Below are 15,913 nucleotides of genomic sequence, written 5' to 3' on the forward strand. Positions count from 1 at the left end.
GGGGGTAAATGATGCGATTGACGCCTGCCACGTGGCTCCTGCTCTGTTGTGTTGCGGCTTTGCCCCCGGTACCCTGTTGGTCGTCGCCTCATCCGGTCGTACCGGACGCCGCGTCCCTGAACCTCGACGAAGTGGGTTACTACGACGTAGGATACAGGTACCGCGGGCAGCGGGACAAATTCATGCCTGAGGGCTGGTCCGGCCCATTTGAAGAGCGGACGGGTGTCGCATGCATGCCGGCGGGCATTCAGAACGGCCGTGCCGCGTGGCTCCTCCATTGCCCATGGCGCGGCGGCACGGGATGCGCGTTCCAGGATTTCACGTTGAAGCTGCCCGCCGCGCGGCGCATCCGTCTGACGGGAGCGACGGCTTTGCGGGCCGACGCCATTGGAAAATCCGATGGAGTGGTGTTCCGTATCTACCTGAATGGCCGCAAAGTACTGGACGAGCCCCGGACCGAGAGCGTCTGGAAGCCGTTCTCAATCGAACTCACGGCCTTCGCCGGACGAACGGTCAACGTGCGTTTTGAAACCGATCCCGGGCCGCGGGACGACGCGAGTTTTGACTTCTCTCTGTGGGCGGACCGAACGTTGAAGATCGACGGCATGCGGAACCATCCCGCCCCGCGCGCCGCGCCCGTGGCGTTGAACCTGCGATCGATGTCGGCGCGCCCCTCGGCCGGAGTTGCGCCCCTGGCAGGTGCCGCGGGAACCCACAGCGTGGCAAAGAGCGGCGATGCGGTCACGCTGCAATACGTCGCCGGTCGGGAACGCCTCATATACGTGTGGCGCCCCCCGGCGACGGCGGATGCCCCGCCGTTTGGCGACATCTCGCTGCGTGCACGATTGGCAGGCCGCTCTGAGTCGTCAATACCCCTCGCGCGAGGGGCCTCGTTGGTCTGGGCTGGAGACGCCAAGCCCATGGGGCCGACGCATCTGCGCGTGTCCGGGGATAGGGCCGTCATGACGCGGCCATACGGTGTGGGCTCGTACACAGTGACGCTGACCGTTGTCGGACGCCTTGTGCGCAAGAGCCTTGTGCTGGAGGTGTCAACGGACAAGCCGGGTGTTGCGGCGATGGATAGCGGTGCGTGGGGGCCGGTTGCGTTGCGGCGCTCGGTCACCACACCGTATTATTCCGGCAGAGTCTACTATCTTCCCCGCGAAGACCTGTTCGTGAACGCGTTCCTCGATTGGACGGATTCCAACGCGTCCGCTCACGACGGAAACCGCGCGAGATATGATTCCCTCACCGACGGCACGCGCGCGCCGCTCCGGGAGCGCGCCGTTTACACGGCGGCGTGGAACCTCCCGGAGGCGTTCCCGAACGTGCCCAATCCCCCGTCTCCCTATCGTGCGGAAATGGGAGAGAGAATGGTGCTCGATATCTGGGGAGGCCGTTACCTCGATATCGCCCGGAGTTTCCAGAGCCTGGCCGACTGCGGCATTCGAAGCTGCTACGCCATCATCCACAACTGGCAGCGCAGCGGATACGACAACGCGCTGCCCAATCACGTGCCGGCCGCCGTGGACAAAGGTGGCGACGCCGATATGAAAACGCTGGTCGAAACCGGGAAGCGGCTCGGCTATCGCGTCGCGCTCCACGAGAACTACGTCGACTACTACCCGAACTACGATTCGTACAACGTGGACGACATCGCCTTGGATTCCGGCGGAGCTAAGCAGAAGGCCTGGTTCAACGAGGGAACCGGCATCCAGTCGCTGGCGGTCAAGCCGGCGGCTATCCTGCGTCTGGCCGCAACGCAGTCTCCCGAGATCCGCCGACGCTACGGCTCCAATGCCTGCTACCTCGACGTGCACTCCGCGGTGCCGCCCTGGTTCCACGTGGACGACCGCGCCGGGGAGCCTGGCGCGGGAGAGTTCGATTCCGTCTGGAAGGTTCACGCCGGCCTCTGGGATTGGGAACGGAAGAACTACGGCGGGCCGGTGACAGGCGAAGGCGCAAACCACTGGTTCTGGAGCGGCCTCCTCGACGGCGTCGAGGCGCAGTTCGGGGCCGGCTGGGACGGCGGCCAGGGCATGACGGCCCCTTTGGCCGTGGATTTCGATCTCCTCCGCATCCATCCCCTCCAGATGAACCACGGAATGGGATATTACGAACGTTGGTGGACGAAGCCTGCGTGGGCCGGAAGTCCGCCGATGGTGGCCCTGGACCAGTACCGAATGCAGGAACTCGCGTACGGGCACTCCGCCTTCCTGGGCGGCGCGACGTGGAATAACGTCCCTGTCGCCTGGCTCGAAAGCAATCTGGTCGTTCCGGTGGCGAGCCGCTATGCGGAGGCGACGGTTGTGGATATTCGCTACCTCATCGGCGGAAAGTGGCTCGATTCCAGCGGAGCGGCCAGGGCCGGGGTGTGGGACCGCGTCCGTGTGCGATACGCCAATGGCCTGACCATCACCGCGAACAACGCTGCGCGGCCGCTTATGGTGGACGGGGTCGTTCTGCCTCAGTACGGCTGGGTCGCGTCTGGCGCCGGCGTTAAGGCTTACACGGCCGAGCGTGGCGGCGCCGTCGTGGATTACTGCGAAACGGCAACGTCAGTTTTCGCCAACGCACGCAACGCGCAGGACTGGTCGCTCTCCGGTGTGAAGCGTATTCAGCCCACGGTCGGCTCGTTCCGGCAGACCGGGCCGCGGACTTTCGCCGCAACGTACCGCTGGCGCGTTGGGGAACGTCTCCAACAGGACTCTATGTGCTTTGTCCATTTCAGCGCGATGGATGCCGGCCAAGATAGCCGGGAATCCGTAGCATTTCAGGGCGACCATCCGCTGGAACGGCCTACCTCGACCTGGCTCACGGGCGCCGACGTCCTGGACGGACCGTACACGGTCAGAATCCCCGATGGTGTAAAGGATGGCGACTATGTCTGGTCCATCGGTCTTTACGAACCCCAGGGCGGCAGGGTAAGCCTGGACGGTGTGGACGATGGGCGCGGGCGAATCATTCTGGGGCAGATCCACGTTCGCGACAATGGATCGGCCATATCGCTTTCGCCGCAAAGTCGCGGTGAAGCGGGCAGTGGCGCAGTCTACCTGAAGCACGTGAACACACGGGGCAAGGTGGTGAATTTCGGCACGGTGGCCACGGATGGCAGCGTGCTTCTGCGGCGCGAGGGGGCGGAATGGGTCCTACGAACGTGGCCGCGGGACCGGAAATTCCAGGTTAGCCTGGATAGTCGGAGGTTTGGATCGCCCGCCTCGGTCCGGTCCTCTCACGGCGTCATCCGGGTGAGCAAACACGGCGCGCGCTGGTCGCTGCCCCTGGACGGATCGTCCGAGTATCGTTGGAGCGCTCAGGCGGCCGGGACGTAACCGGCCCCTGAACCCTGCGTCCCGGGTCCGTTCCGGCCGGCTCACTTTGGCTGCACGACGCTGACCGAAGTGGCGATGGAATCGGTGGGCCGTTTGCGGGTGTAGCGCTGTGATCTTAGCAGAACGGTGCGCGGCGAGCCGTCCCCGGTCCTCACCGAAAGCGATACCGTATACCCCGGAGGCTGGTTGAGCAGGTCTTTCAGGCTCTCGATCTCAGTGTGGCCGGCATCCTGATCGTTGACCATCACCACCGCATCCCCGCTGGCGATTCCCTTTGCGGCGGCTTCTCCTCCGGGCCATGTGGCGACGATGCGGATCCCATCGACATCTCGGCGGACGGACACGCCCGCGCCCCATGGAGAATTCTCGAAATACTCCGCCATCTGATCCCGTTCCAGGCGGAAGATTCGGCGTGAAGCATCAACCGTCAGGCGGAATTGGTCCAGCGCATCGTTGCCGAGTTGATCGCTCTGCCAGTCGCCGAGTTGCTGCGGAGTGAAAGCCTGAGCGTTCTCGATGGTGAGGCCGGCCACGCGCACGGTATCGAGGCGCCAGTACTGGCTCTCGCGCCGGGGACCGAACGCGCCGATCGATGAACTCTGGAAATGCGCCGTCTTGGCTTTGGCTTCCCGGGCGTGGTCTTCGCTCAACACGATTCCCGTGGCCCCGGTATCCAGCATCATGTCGTGCGGCAGCGCCCCGTTCATGGCGACCTTCACGTAGGCGGCGCGTTTCTTCATCGCAAGCGGGCCCACGCTGCTCCAGGGGGATTCGATCGGCTCGGTCCTCAGATCATATTCCCGCGGAAGGATACGTAGCCGCCTCGCCGGGTAGTCCACTTGTACCGGCCAGCGCCACAAGAACGGCGTGCCGAGGACACCGTGAACCGGCGTCCCGACGTGCTTGCTGAGGCCGTTGTCATCGGCAATCAGCGTAAGCGGCATGCTGACGCGGGCGTTGCCGATGGCGATGCTCTGCACTTTCGCAACACGCAGTTTGCGGGTCGCTCCGATCGCGGAAACATCGGACCAGCCGTCGCGTGGAAGGCCCAGTTCGTCGGCAACCTCGGTCGTCACCGTGCACGCCGTAGAACCGGTGTCGACGAGGAAGGTATAATCGCCTTTGCCGTTGATGCGGACGTGCTCCACAAGCACCGTGTTCTTCTCATAGCGGAACGGAACGTCCGCGATCGGCTCCACCGCCAGCGCGGCGGCGACGGAGGAGGCAAGGTACACTGCTGTCAAATATCGCACGATCGATCGCACTCGTCAAAATCACCTAACCGGCGGAAGCTGTGCGTCCGCCAAAAGCCGCGTCCACCGCCTGTCGAACGTTGTGGGCCGGCACGAGTTCTATCCCTATCTTCCCCGAAAACTTGCGGGCGTTACGCGCCGGCACAATGGCGCGACGGAAACCGAGGCGAGCCGCTTCCTGAAGCCGCTTCTCCAAGTTTTGCACAGCGCGCACTTCCCCGGCCAACCCGATTTCGCCCACGGCGATAGTTTCGGCATCCACGGGAAGGTCCGAAAGGCTGCTCGCCACCGCGATTGCGAGCGCCAGGTCCGCCCCCGGTTCCAGAAGCCGCACGCCGCCGGCCACATTAGTAAAGACGTCCTGATTGCCCAAACGGATCCCGACGCGCTTCTCCAGCACGGCCAGAACCATCGTCGTGCGGTTGTAGTCGAGGCCCGTGGCGCTGCGGCGCGGCTGCGCGAGGTGGCTCGGTGCGCAGAGAGCCTGGACCTCCACCAGCAGCGGGCGCGTGCCTTCCATCGCGGCGGTGACCACGCTGCCGGGACCGTTGGCGTCGCGCTCGCTCAGCAGCATTTCGGATGGGTTTTCCACCTGGAGGAGCCCCTCCCCGCCCATCTCGAATACGCCGATCTCGTTCGTTGACCCGAAACGGTTCTTCACTGCGCGCAATATTCGATACGTCTGCGTCCGCTCGCCTTCGAAATATAGCACCGTATCGACCATGTGCTCCAGCACTCGCGGTCCGGCGATGGCGCCTTCCTTGGTAACGTGTCCCACCAGAAAGACCGCGCAGCCCCTCGTCTTTGCGAGGCGCATCAGTGTTTCCGTGCAAGCGCGCACCTGAGAGACAGTGCCGGGCGCCGATTCCACTTCCGGGTGGCGCATCGTTTGGATCGAGTCTACCACAACACACGCGGGCTGTGTTTGGGTGACCGCGCGCTCGATTGAATCCAGATCGGTCTCCGCGAGGAGGAAGAGGTCCGCTCCGGCCGGCCCCAGGCGCCGCGAACGCATCTTGATCTGTTGCGCGCTTTCTTCCCCGCTGGCGTATAATACCGGTCCCACGGAGCCGCTCACGATATGCGCGACCTGAGTGAGCAGCGTGGACTTCCCGATGCCGGGGTCGCCGCCCAGCAGGATCACAGAGCCGGGCACCACGCCGGACTGGCGCTTCCCTTCGTACGCCGTTTCGCCCAGAACGCGGTCCAGTTCGTTGATTCCGGTGGACCACCGGCCGAAATCCTCGAGGCCGATCTCGGACATACGTCTCGGTTCCGCGGATTCGAGTGGCGAACGGGCGCGCGCGGCGGCCTTGGCGGCCGACGGCTTAACGGAAACCTCCTCCTGAAGGGTCCCCCACTCCCCGCAGTCCGGGCACTGCCCTTTCCACTGGAGTTCCACGTGTCCACACGATTGGCAGATGTAACGGGTCTGTGTTTTGGCCAAAAGAAGTCAGTCCAATCGGATGCTGTCTACCAGGTTTGCACGGACAAACCATCGATATGGTCGAAATGAGCGTCTCGGGTAACAAGTACAAGGTCGTGCTGAATTGCCGTTGCCGCGATCCGGATATCGTTGTCCGGAATGGGGCGTCCCTTGCGCCGGATACCATCCCGGACGCTGGCGCATGACGTGGCTGTCAGAACGCTGCAGTGAGCGATGGCACACCCGGCAATCGCGGACTCGAAGCGTTGCCGATTCCTTTCCGGTTGGGCAGATTTCCAAGTCCCATAGAACATTTCGCCGATGCTCACAACGGAATCCCACACGGAATCGGCGCTCGCGACCAGGGAGACGACTCCGGGTGCGCTATCGCGAAGGGCGATGACAGCGTTGGTATCAAGGAGGAACCTACCAGGCACTCAGGTCCACCGTTTCGAACTCCTCGTCGATGATTCGCATCATTTCGTCGGCCTCTTCGTGCGATAATGTACCCGCGAGTTGCATCATCTCGGCGCCGGTCATGCCTCGCGGCAAATCGCTGTCCGACTCGACGAACTTCTGTGCCCGGCTGAGCTCGTCGACGTTCATATTGTTCAACCGCTCGGTGATCGCGGCCTTGACACTCTTTTCTGTCTCAACCATATCGTCACCCCTTCGGACGTTGGGCGGCCTCTACATCCTTTGTAGCGCCAGGACGGCCAAACGTTCCAGCGCCTCGGCCGGTTGCTTCAGGGAGTCCAGACCCGACTCGTTTCCATAGTGCATCCCGATCACATTGGATGCGACGAGGCGCAGGCAATCGGCGTCGCCAAGATCGAGGGCGCCGCAGAGCAAAATGATCGGCTTTCCTTGCGCGTGAGAAATCACCCTGCTGATGAGCTTCCCACCCAACGACTGCGAGTCCAGTTTGCCCTCGCCGGTAATGATCAGGTCGGCACGTTCCACAAGCTCCAGAAAGCGAACGTGCATCATCACAACGTCCGCACCCGGCAGAAATGTCCCGTGCAGGAACGAGAGAAGGGCAGCCCCGAGGCCGCCCGCCGCGCCGGCCCCGGGCCGTGAGGCGACGTCCTCGCCGAACGTCTCCTGCAGGACTTGGGCATAGTTCTGCATTGCCGCCTCAAGCTCCTCCACCATCTCTGGAGTGGCGCCTTTCTGAGGCGCGAAAACGCGCGTGGCGCCCTCCTCACCACACAACTTGTTGGTGACATCACTAGCGACGATGATCCCGATGTCGGGTACGGCAAAATCCGACAGGTCAATCCGGTCCAGACGGATAAGGGCCGCGCCGCCTCGCTCAAGCTCGTTTCCTTCCCCATCGAGAAACCGCGCTCCCAGCGCCCGCATTGCGCCCATCCCGCCGTCATTGGTCGCGGTGCCGCCGATACCGACAAAGATCGGATCGCAACCGGACTTGATGGCTTCCCGGATTAACCGCCCGGTCCCGTGCGACGTTGCCGTCCGGGGATCGCGTTTATCCGGAGGCACCAATGTCAGCCCGGACGCCTGCGCCGACTCGATCACAGCGATGTTCCCGGGGAGGACGCCCCATGACGCCATGACACGGCTGCCGTCGGGTCCCTCAACCAGCAGTGACCGGCGTTCTCCGCCGTGCGAGAGCATCGCGTCCAGGGTGCCTTCGCCACCGTCGGCGAGCGGGCATTTCAGCACTTCCGCTTCGGGCCACGCGGCCAGAACGCCGCGCGCGATAGCCTCGGTCGCCTCAACAGCTGTAAGCGTGCCCTTGAACGAATCCGGGCACACCAGCACCGTCCGGCGCCCGGTGCCTACGCCCGTGTCCGGCTGATGGCGAACAACCTCGCGCCGCTCATCGAATTCAGTGGGCGGCACTGGAAACATCGTATCGTCCGGCTGAGTGAGCATTATACGAAGCGAACCGGCCCCTGCCCGCCTACTGTCCACCGTCTACTCCTGCCTACCACCTACTGCCTACCGCCTACCGCCTACTGACGACTGTCTGCTGCCTACAGCCGACCGCCTACCGCCCACTGTCTACCGTCTACTGTCTATTGTCTACCGTCTACTGACTACTGTCTACCGCCCACTGTCTACTGCCTACTGTCTACTGTCTACTGTCTACTGACGAGTGTCTGCTGCCTACTGTCTCCTGCCTCCTGCCTCCTCACCTACACTTTGTCCCTGAAATACTCAATCGTCAGCCTCAGGCCCTCATCCAGACCAACCTTCGGTTCGTACCCAAGCCGCGCGCGGGCCTTTGTAATATCCGGGCACCGTTGCTTGGGATCATCTTCGGTAGGCAGCGGAACATACACGATCTCGCTCCGGGATCCGGTGATGGCCTTGATGCGTTCGGCGAACTGCCAGATCGTCATCTCCGACGGGTTCCCGATGTTGATCGGGCCAGACTCCTCGCTGGTCGCCAGGCGGAAGATCCCATCGATGAGGTCGCTCACGTAGCAGAACGAACGTGTTTGTTCACCCGAGCCATAGATTGTCAGCGGTTCGCCGCGCAGCGCCTGGGCGATGAAGTTGGGAACCACACGGCCGTCTGCGAGGCGCATGCGCGGCCCGTAGGTGTTGAAGATACGGACGATTTTCGCGTCCACGTGGTGGTAGCGGCGGTACGCGAACGTCATCGCCTCGCTGAATCGCTTTGCTTCGTCATAGACCCCGCGCGCGCCGATGGTGTTCACGTTGCCCCAGTATTCCTCGGGCTGAGGGCTGATATTGGGGTCACCGTAAATCTCGGAAGTGGAAAACATCAGAAACCGGCATTTCTTGGCAAACGCCAGTCCCAATGCCTTGTGCGTGCCAAGGCTGCCGACTTTCAGCGTCTGTATCGGTTTCTCGAGGTAGTCCACCGGGCTGGCCGGCGATGCGGCGTGGAAGATGATATCCAGCGGCCCGTCCACGAACAGGTAGTTCGTCACATCGTACTGCACGAACTGGAAATGGGGGTTGCCCAGGTTGTGCGCGATGTTGGCTACGTTGCCCGTGATGAGGTTGTCCATCACGATCACGTCGTACCCCTCCGCCAGCAGTTTGTCGCACAGGTGGGACCCAAGGAATCCCGCTCCGCCCGTAACAAGCGCTTTTGGCATCGAACCACTCTCCTAACCCGCAGATTTCACCGTAGAGACACAGAGAACACAGAGGAATCACGAAACAACGGTCAAAATTCGGTAGGCCGAATTCTGACTCGCGGGCCCCCTTCGGAAACTCAGGCGCCATTTTGCCCTGGCGCCTGAGTGCCGTTGCGCGTCAGCGCTGAGACAGTTCCGGCTTCCACGCGGTTGCGGGCAGCCGTGACGGAGATCCGAAACTGGCATGGCCGTCGGCGAACGCAAAGGCAGCGCTCAAATTGTTCCGGAAGCGGTTATGTCGTGCTACCACGTCGCCCGGACCGCCGAACGGAGTGCCGCCTGGTGCGGCGTCGAACAACGCCACCGTCCCACCGGGCGATGCGATCAAACGGGCATTCGCGGACCCCAGGAAGCCGTTCATCTTGTAGCGCGCCAACCCGTCCGGTCCGGACGGGCACACGAAAACGGTCGGCGATTTGACGTACTTCCCGAGTCCGGCGTCCCACGTGGCGGCGGGAGGCAACCGGTCGCCGTTATCGCTTTCGTACATCGTCAGGGCCATACCCAGTTGTTTGGCGTTGCTAAAGCAGGACGTGTCCTTAGCACGCTCCCTCGCTCGGGCAAACACGGGAAAGAGGATGGCAGCCTGAATCGGGATGATCAGGAAGAGGATTGCGGAGATCACCGTGCCAATAACCGCCATAGTGCGACCGCCCCGGCGATCGGAGTTAGGGCCGGTCTGCATCAAGGCGATGATTCCGCAGATAAGGCCGGGCAATGTGGTCAATCCGCAGGTGATAATCCCCAGAACGCCGAGGATTACCGATGCTAGCGCTACCCCGCTGCCTCGGGATGGGCCCGGTTGATAGGTCGCATAGGTCCGGCTTCCCTGGTAGGGAGGCTGTGGCGGCGCTGCCGCCCCGAATGAATCGGACGCCGCGGCTTGCTTTAACGTTGCGCTTGCGCCGGCGGCCGCGGGCGACACGATTTCCGTGCCGCAGAACCTGCATTTGCCTTCCATGGAGAAGACCCCGTCGGGTGCCTCCAGGACCTGCGTACAGTGGGGACAACTGAACTGCATCGTGACCTCCCTGAAAATGACGCTCGCCGGCATCTGGCGCCGCCGAGTAAGCACCGCAAGTACCACTATCCCCAATTATTCAACACAAACGAGCAAAGACACAAACGCCGAGCGCCTATTTCGGAGTCTTCAACGGTCTGTGGCTTTGCAGTCGCGGCTTCCAGGCGGATTCGGCCAGTTGAGACGGCTCCTGGACGCTCGCGTGCCCGTCGGCGAAGGCGAACGTAGCGGTCTCGTGTCCAGTTGAGCCATGGCGGGCCACCACATCGTTCGCACCGCCGAACGGCTTGCCTCCAGATCTGGCATCGAAAAGGATAACGGTGCTCATGGGGTACATCATTCGGCTCCATTCCGCCGAACCCATCGCGGAGTTCATCTTGTACGGCCACGCTCCCCTCGGCATGCTGGGGCACGAGTAAATGAACGGCGAGGCCGCGTAGCGTTTGAGGCGAGCATTCCACTTGGCCGCGGGAGGGTAGCGGCCGTCGTTGTCATCCATGTACATGATCATCGCCCGCCCAAGTTGGCTGCAGTTGCTCAGGCATACTTCCGCGGTTGTATGGGTCGTCGGCCTGTTCGGACCGGCTAGAAAGACTGGGGCCAGAAGCGGCGGACCAATAACCAGCACCGTGAAGGCCGAAATGACCGTGCCCGCGATTGCGGTGCTGTGGTCCTTCCTACCGCGCGTCTGGCGCATCGCGATGATGCCGCACACGAGCCCAGCGATGCCAGTGAGTCCACAGGACAGGACGCCAAGTATGCCCAGCAGGAGCGAGGTTTTCGCGAGGCTGTTGGCAGGCTCCGGAACGATAGTGTCCCCGGTGCGACCGGTGGAGGACGGCGCTCCAAATGAGTCCGGCGGAGTGCTTTGCTTCAACGCCGCCCTGACACCTTTCGCCGAGGGGGACACAATCTCCGCGCCGCAGAACCGGCAAATCCCCTCTTTCGCGAATATACCGTCGGGGGCTTCCAGGTCACGCTTACACTGAGGACATTGAAACTGCATCGCTCCGACCCCTTTGAGGGTGGCTATCCCGCGGCGATCTCCTCGGCCCTGGCCTTGATGGCGCCCTGCATGTTGTCCAGGTTCTCTTTCACCTTTTTCGCGATGAGGTTTTTCAGGAGGGCACCGATGAGTGGGATGGTGAACTCGATCTCCACAACGCTGTCGAACCGCGTGCCGCCGTTCTCTTCGGTGAACTTCCAGTCGCCGACCATTTTCTCGTAGTCGCCGGACACCTGGTGAAAGTGCGATGTGCGGGCCACGTCATCCCAGACGTCTTCCTCGACCCACTTGATGTCCATCTTCACTTCTTCCACGCGTGCAGTCCATTTGCAGACAATGCGCGGTCCTTCCCGTTCGATGACCTGGACCGATTTGACGTCCTTCATGAACGAGGGATAGTTCTCATAGTCCTTGGCGACGGTCATCACCGTGTCCACGGGGGCATTCACCCAGACGCTGTTCTCAACCACTGGCATTATCGAGCATTCTCCTTGTATTCTGGCTGCGTTCAGTCTAGACGATTCACTGCGGCGGTGGAGGTTTGGGCAGCTCTGTCTGCCACTGCACGTGTCCGTCGGCGTAGTCAACACCGTACCCGCCCGGAGCCGGGATGTAACCCAGCATGGTGTTGGCTGGGTCCTTGATGTCGTTGAGTGAGCCGCCGTTGAGGGTGTACACGAAGGTGTTGCCTGCACCGCCAACCGGTTCGAACACGGCGTCGTTCTTCAGGTACGGGCCTAGCGTCTCCTTGAGGCTGCCGCCTGCGGCCGGCAGGTTGTCACCGTGGTCCTGCGACCACATGATTACCCCGAGCGCGATCTGCTTTCCGTTACTGAGTATCTGTGTTCGTTGGGCGGCCGTTCGCGCGTTTTCCATGACCGCTTTCGGCATCCGCAGGAGTCCAACGACGAAGGCGCCCTCACCGTTCACGTAGACGATCGCGTCGCCTCTCGGAGATATCTCGAGTCGCCGGGCGTCGGCGGCTATGAGCATGCGCTCAACGGCCGGTTTCACCCCCTGCTCAAGCCACGCCTGCGCGGCCTCGGATTCGTCCCACGGTGTCTTCATCGCCGAGGCGCCCGTGAGTTTCACCGGCTCGAGGTTCACACGGTATGGATACACGCGCGCAGGGGCCGCATACAGCGCCGGGGCCTTGTCCGTTAACGAGACTGTGCCGCTGCGTCCGTCCACAACCTGCCAGGTCGGTGTAGCGGTTCCTTTCGCGGCGCGGAGGAGCGGAGGAAAGGCGAGCGCGCGTCCATCCTGCGTCCAGCCTGTCGGGTACGTGGCCGGCTGCGACATGGCTACCGGAGAGCCGATAAGCCCGTTGGCGGCGAGGGGTCTGACGGCAGCCGTCTTGCCGATGGCGCTGACGAGAAATGCGTAGGGCTGATTCGGCGAGACGAATGCGAACTCTCCTTCACCGACTCCCTCTATCCGTCTCGCGGACATACGGCGGGCATCCACGCGCCAGAGCCCCACGTCATCGCTCCCGACCGCGGCGGCTAGTCTCGCGGAGACGAAAGCCACCGGTGAACCCGTAAACCAAGATACCTTCTGTATCGCCGCGCGAACGTCGGTGGTGGACCAGACAACAGCCGATCTGTGCGTGGAAGCGTTCCAGATTGTGAGGCTGAGCGTGCGTGCCGGTTCTGCGCCGCCAATGGGCAGCGAGGATATCTCTAAGTCCTCGGCTATGGCCGCCACATAGTGCCCATCGGGGGACCAACTCACATCGGACACCATCGGGCCTGCCACGAAGCGCGGCGGCAAGGGCAGGTAGAAGTCGTCCGCCGCCGGCTTTGGTGCAGCCTTGATGATCACGGGCGGCGCAGGAGCTTCCGTGCTAGGCTGCTGGCCCCACACGGCACCCACAAACGGAACCACTGCGAACAGCGACAAGGCGTGCGTGTATCTCAAGCGCATAGTTTTCCTCCCACCGTTAGGGACGCGCCTGCGCGCTCAGGAGTTCGCAAACGTAGCGCCCGGCCGGTCAGCCAAACATCTGCCGGCAGTCCACCAGCGCGCCGCGGAAGGACTCGACAAGGTGGTCAATCTGCTCGGCATTGATGATGAGCGGCGGCTCCACGCGGATCACGTTCGGGTTCGCCAGGGTGTACCCCGCGATGATGTGGCGGTTGGCCAGGCCCGCGATGGTCAGCAATCCGAAGTCCTTCTCCGCGAACTGCACGCCGACCATCAGGCCCAATCCACGGACCTCGGTCACCAGGTCCGGGAATTCCGCCATGACGCCCTTCATTCCGTCGAGGCAGCGCTTGCCCATCGCCTGCGCGTTGGCGACCAGTCCGTCTTCCTTGATGACCTTCAGCGTCTCTAACCCGGCGGCCATGGCGGCGAGATTCACGATGCTGGTGGTATGGATGGTCGGATTCTCCTTGAAGAAACCGTCCCACACGGCTGGGGTGCCCATGAAGGCCGCGGTTGATGTTATCCCACCGCCCAGCGCTTTGGCCATGCACATGATGTCCGGCGCCACGCCGGCGTGCTCGATCGCGAACATCTTCCCGGTGCGGCCGAAGCCCGTCTGGACCTCATCGACGATCATAAGAACGCCGTGTTCGTCGCAAGCCTTCCGCACACCCTCCATATAGCCCGCCGGCGCGGGGTTGATCCCGCCTTCGCCCTGCACGGCTTCAATGATGACCGCGGCGGTGTGATCGTTCATCGTCGAGACAAGCGGTTCCAGATCCCCCCACTGCACTTTGTGGAATCCGGGAACGAGGGGCTCGACCCTGGTGCGATACACGTCGCGGCCGCCGGCGCTGAGGCTGCCCATGGTCTTGCCGTGGAACGCGTTGGTGGTGAAGATGATGTCTGACTTGCCGCTGGAAATCCGCGCGCACTTCAGGGCGCCTTCGACGGCCTCCGTCCCGCTATGGCAGAAGAAAGAATACTGAAGATCGCCCGGAGCGATGGCGGCCAGTTCCTCCGCCAGTTCCGCCATTGGCGCCGTAAAGAACTGCCGCGTGGAGAGCGGCATCTGGTCCATCTGCCGCTTCACGGCTTCCAGAATGCGCGGGTGGCGGTGGCCGAGGCTGAACACGCCGTAACCGGCGAGCGCATCGAGGTATTTCTCGCCCTTCGTGTCCGTGATGTAGACACCGTCGCCGGTCCACTCGACGGAACCGTACCCGCCGAATTTCATCAATTGGGCGAGGCCGGGATTTACGTATTTGCGATACTTCTCAACGATCTCGTCGTTGAAGTCTTCAGGGTTTGCTGGGAATGGTTTCATGGCGTGTCCTCCATCGCACAAAAAAACCACAAAGGCACAAAGACACAAAGGGAGCGATGAATGCGGAATGATGTGTGATGGATGCCGGATTCCGGACATTCATCAATCATCAATCGAAACTCATCACTCCGTTCTTAGTGTCTTTGTGCCTTTGTGGTTCGTTTGACTGGTCGGGGTGACTGGATTTGAACCAGCGGCCTCTCGGCCCCCATCCGAGTGCGCTACCAAACTGCGCTACACCCCGCTACGCCTCAATGATAGCAGACGGCGCGGAATTAGGCAATCAAATCGCTACGGATGCCTTGTTCGCCATTCTTCCATCATTCTATCTGTCTCGCTCTTGTACCAGGCCCGATGGCGCCGCCGCGGGTCAATGCCGTCGAGCGCGTCGAGCACCCATTGCGCGCGCCTCCGCACGGCATCATCCGGCATTTCCGTCATGGCTTTCAAGCTCTTCCGCAGGTCCGGCGTATCAACCGATTTCGCTAGCACCCCATACTTCGCAAATTCCTGGCGGAAACCGGGATCGTGAACGACACGAAGAACAACGCTTCTCAGTCGTTCGGCCTGCTCGTGACTCAGTTTGACGCGTTTGAGACAGCGGATCGCGTCCTCCTTGGCGTACCCGCTCCCAGCGAACCACGGATCGGCTTCAAGAAGTGCAATGACTGGCTCTGCACCGTCCGTATCGCCGTTGCGCAGCGCCTTCAGCCCCTCGTCAAAGCCGTCCGGGTAGCATTCGCTGAGAGCGGCACGCCATTGCCCCAATGCCCGATCCCAAATATCCCGGAGATGGGGACCTGTTGTGCCACGATGATGTTCGAACCAGAGTTGGCAAGCCTCACCCACGATGCGATAAGCCTCGACCGAGATCTCCGGCATGCCGCCTGGAGCCGCTGTCGCCAGTTCCGAAGCATTTCGTTTCAGCGCTTGCTCCAAATCCCGGACCCGCTTATGCACATCGTGAGCGTTCATCGGTGGAATCCTTGTCCATTCGTGGAATGAGCGTCATCAGTCCGCCGGCATTGTGTGGCTACGTCTGGGAAGCCATCCACTCCGAGGGCGTCATCGCGGGGACCGTGGAGGCCGTCCGCTGGAGCATCTCCGTGTCCCATGTGATGAGGACGCCGTCGAATTCCTCCGCCACCTGCGCGTAGACGGCGTCGGCTCCGCGAAGCCGAAGGGAAATTGCCAGTTCTGCGGCCCGGTGGGCACGGCCGGCGTTCAGAGGCGCAAAGACGATGACCGGGACGCTCCGCAGTTCCGAGACCCCGAACCGTGCTAAAGCGACATCCCCCGTCGGGTGCACAATGGCGGCACCGACCTCAACCAGCGCTAGAAGCCATCTCAAAAACCCTGCCGTAGCAGGATAAGCATACAGCCAAGATGCAGGAAGCCGAGAAAGTTATCCCAGTGGTATTCGTGACGCACAAGAAGCCGTCGGTAGTTGCCGAGCCAGGCAAAAAGCCGCTCGAC

At 62.4% G+C, this 15,913-nt stretch carries 14 protein-coding genes and 1 tRNA gene; 1 reads left to right on the forward strand and 14 read right to left on the reverse strand.

The window, feature by feature from the left end; translation table 11 throughout:
* Window positions 1–8: 8 nt before the first annotated feature.
* Window positions 9–3,332: a DUF5696 domain-containing protein gene (locus tag VGM51_17095; GenBank protein ID HEY3414758.1), complete on the forward strand. Its 3,324-nt coding sequence runs from the start codon at window positions 9–11 to the stop codon at window positions 3,330–3,332.
* A gap of 41 nt (window positions 3,333–3,373) precedes the next feature.
* Here VGM51_17095 and VGM51_17100 read toward each other — a convergent pair whose 3' ends face one another.
* The 14 genes from VGM51_17100 to VGM51_17165 all read right to left on the reverse strand — a co-directional run bounded on the left by VGM51_17100 (window position 3,374) and on the right by VGM51_17165 (window position 15,788).
* The gene (locus tag VGM51_17100; GenBank protein HEY3414759.1) at window positions 3,374–4,585 is read right to left on the reverse strand and encodes an aspartyl protease family protein; all 1,212 of its coding nucleotides are present in this window, start codon (window positions 4,583–4,585) and stop codon (window positions 3,374–3,376) included.
* Window positions 4,586–4,610: 25 nt separating this feature from the next.
* On the reverse strand, window positions 4,611–6,032 hold the full coding sequence (gene radA, locus VGM51_17105) for a DNA repair protein RadA (GenBank protein ID HEY3414760.1): 1,422 nt from the start codon (window positions 6,030–6,032) through the stop codon (window positions 4,611–4,613).
* A gap of 26 nt (window positions 6,033–6,058) precedes the next feature.
* The gene (locus VGM51_17110) at window positions 6,059–6,448 is read right to left on the reverse strand and encodes a type II toxin-antitoxin system VapC family toxin (GenBank protein HEY3414761.1); all 390 of its coding nucleotides are present in this window, start codon (window positions 6,446–6,448) and stop codon (window positions 6,059–6,061) included.
* Window positions 6,438–6,671 carry a hypothetical protein gene (locus VGM51_17115; protein ID HEY3414762.1) on the reverse strand — a complete coding sequence of 78 codons (234 nt, stop codon included), beginning with the start codon at window positions 6,669–6,671 and terminating at the stop codon, window positions 6,438–6,440. The genes VGM51_17110 and VGM51_17115 overlap by 11 nt, the downstream gene beginning before the upstream one ends.
* Before the next feature lie 30 nt (window positions 6,672–6,701).
* Complete coding sequence (locus tag VGM51_17120; protein HEY3414763.1) at window positions 6,702–7,880, reverse strand: glycerate kinase; 1,179 nt, start codon at window positions 7,878–7,880, stop codon at window positions 6,702–6,704.
* Between the two features lie 296 nt (window positions 7,881–8,176).
* Window positions 8,177–9,112: a UDP-glucuronic acid decarboxylase family protein gene (locus VGM51_17125; GenBank protein HEY3414764.1), complete on the reverse strand. Its 936-nt coding sequence runs from the start codon at window positions 9,110–9,112 to the stop codon at window positions 8,177–8,179.
* 160 nt (window positions 9,113–9,272) lie between these two features.
* Complete coding sequence (locus VGM51_17130; protein HEY3414765.1) at window positions 9,273–10,175, reverse strand: DUF4190 domain-containing protein; 903 nt, start codon at window positions 10,173–10,175, stop codon at window positions 9,273–9,275.
* Between the two features lie 115 nt (window positions 10,176–10,290).
* Window positions 10,291–11,181, reverse strand: a complete 891-nt coding sequence (locus tag VGM51_17135) for a DUF4190 domain-containing protein (GenBank protein HEY3414766.1) — start codon at window positions 11,179–11,181, stop codon at window positions 10,291–10,293.
* Between the two features lie 23 nt (window positions 11,182–11,204).
* Window positions 11,205–11,657: an SRPBCC family protein gene (locus VGM51_17140; GenBank protein ID HEY3414767.1), complete on the reverse strand. Its 453-nt coding sequence runs from the start codon at window positions 11,655–11,657 to the stop codon at window positions 11,205–11,207.
* A 46-nt stretch (window positions 11,658–11,703) separates the two neighbouring features.
* Window positions 11,704–13,107 carry a hypothetical protein gene (locus VGM51_17145; protein ID HEY3414768.1) on the reverse strand — a complete coding sequence of 468 codons (1,404 nt, stop codon included), beginning with the start codon at window positions 13,105–13,107 and terminating at the stop codon, window positions 11,704–11,706.
* Between the two features lie 67 nt (window positions 13,108–13,174).
* Window positions 13,175–14,437, reverse strand: a complete 1,263-nt coding sequence (locus VGM51_17150; protein HEY3414769.1) for an aminotransferase class III-fold pyridoxal phosphate-dependent enzyme — start codon at window positions 14,435–14,437, stop codon at window positions 13,175–13,177.
* Window positions 14,438–14,604: 167 nt separating this feature from the next.
* Window positions 14,605–14,681: transfer RNA gene (locus VGM51_17155), tRNA-Pro, on the reverse strand.
* 47 nt (window positions 14,682–14,728) lie between these two features.
* The gene (locus VGM51_17160) at window positions 14,729–15,412 is read right to left on the reverse strand and encodes a hypothetical protein (protein ID HEY3414770.1); all 684 of its coding nucleotides are present in this window, start codon (window positions 15,410–15,412) and stop codon (window positions 14,729–14,731) included.
* Between the two features lie 58 nt (window positions 15,413–15,470).
* Window positions 15,471–15,788 (reverse strand): hypothetical protein, encoded by a 318-nt coding sequence (locus VGM51_17165; protein ID HEY3414771.1) that lies wholly within the window; start codon window positions 15,786–15,788, stop codon window positions 15,471–15,473.
* Between the last annotated feature and the right edge of the window lie 125 nt (window positions 15,789–15,913).

The organism is Armatimonadota bacterium (assembly GCA_036504095.1).
Taxonomy (GTDB): Bacteria; Armatimonadota; DTGP01; order JAKQQT01; family JAKQQT01; genus DASXUL01.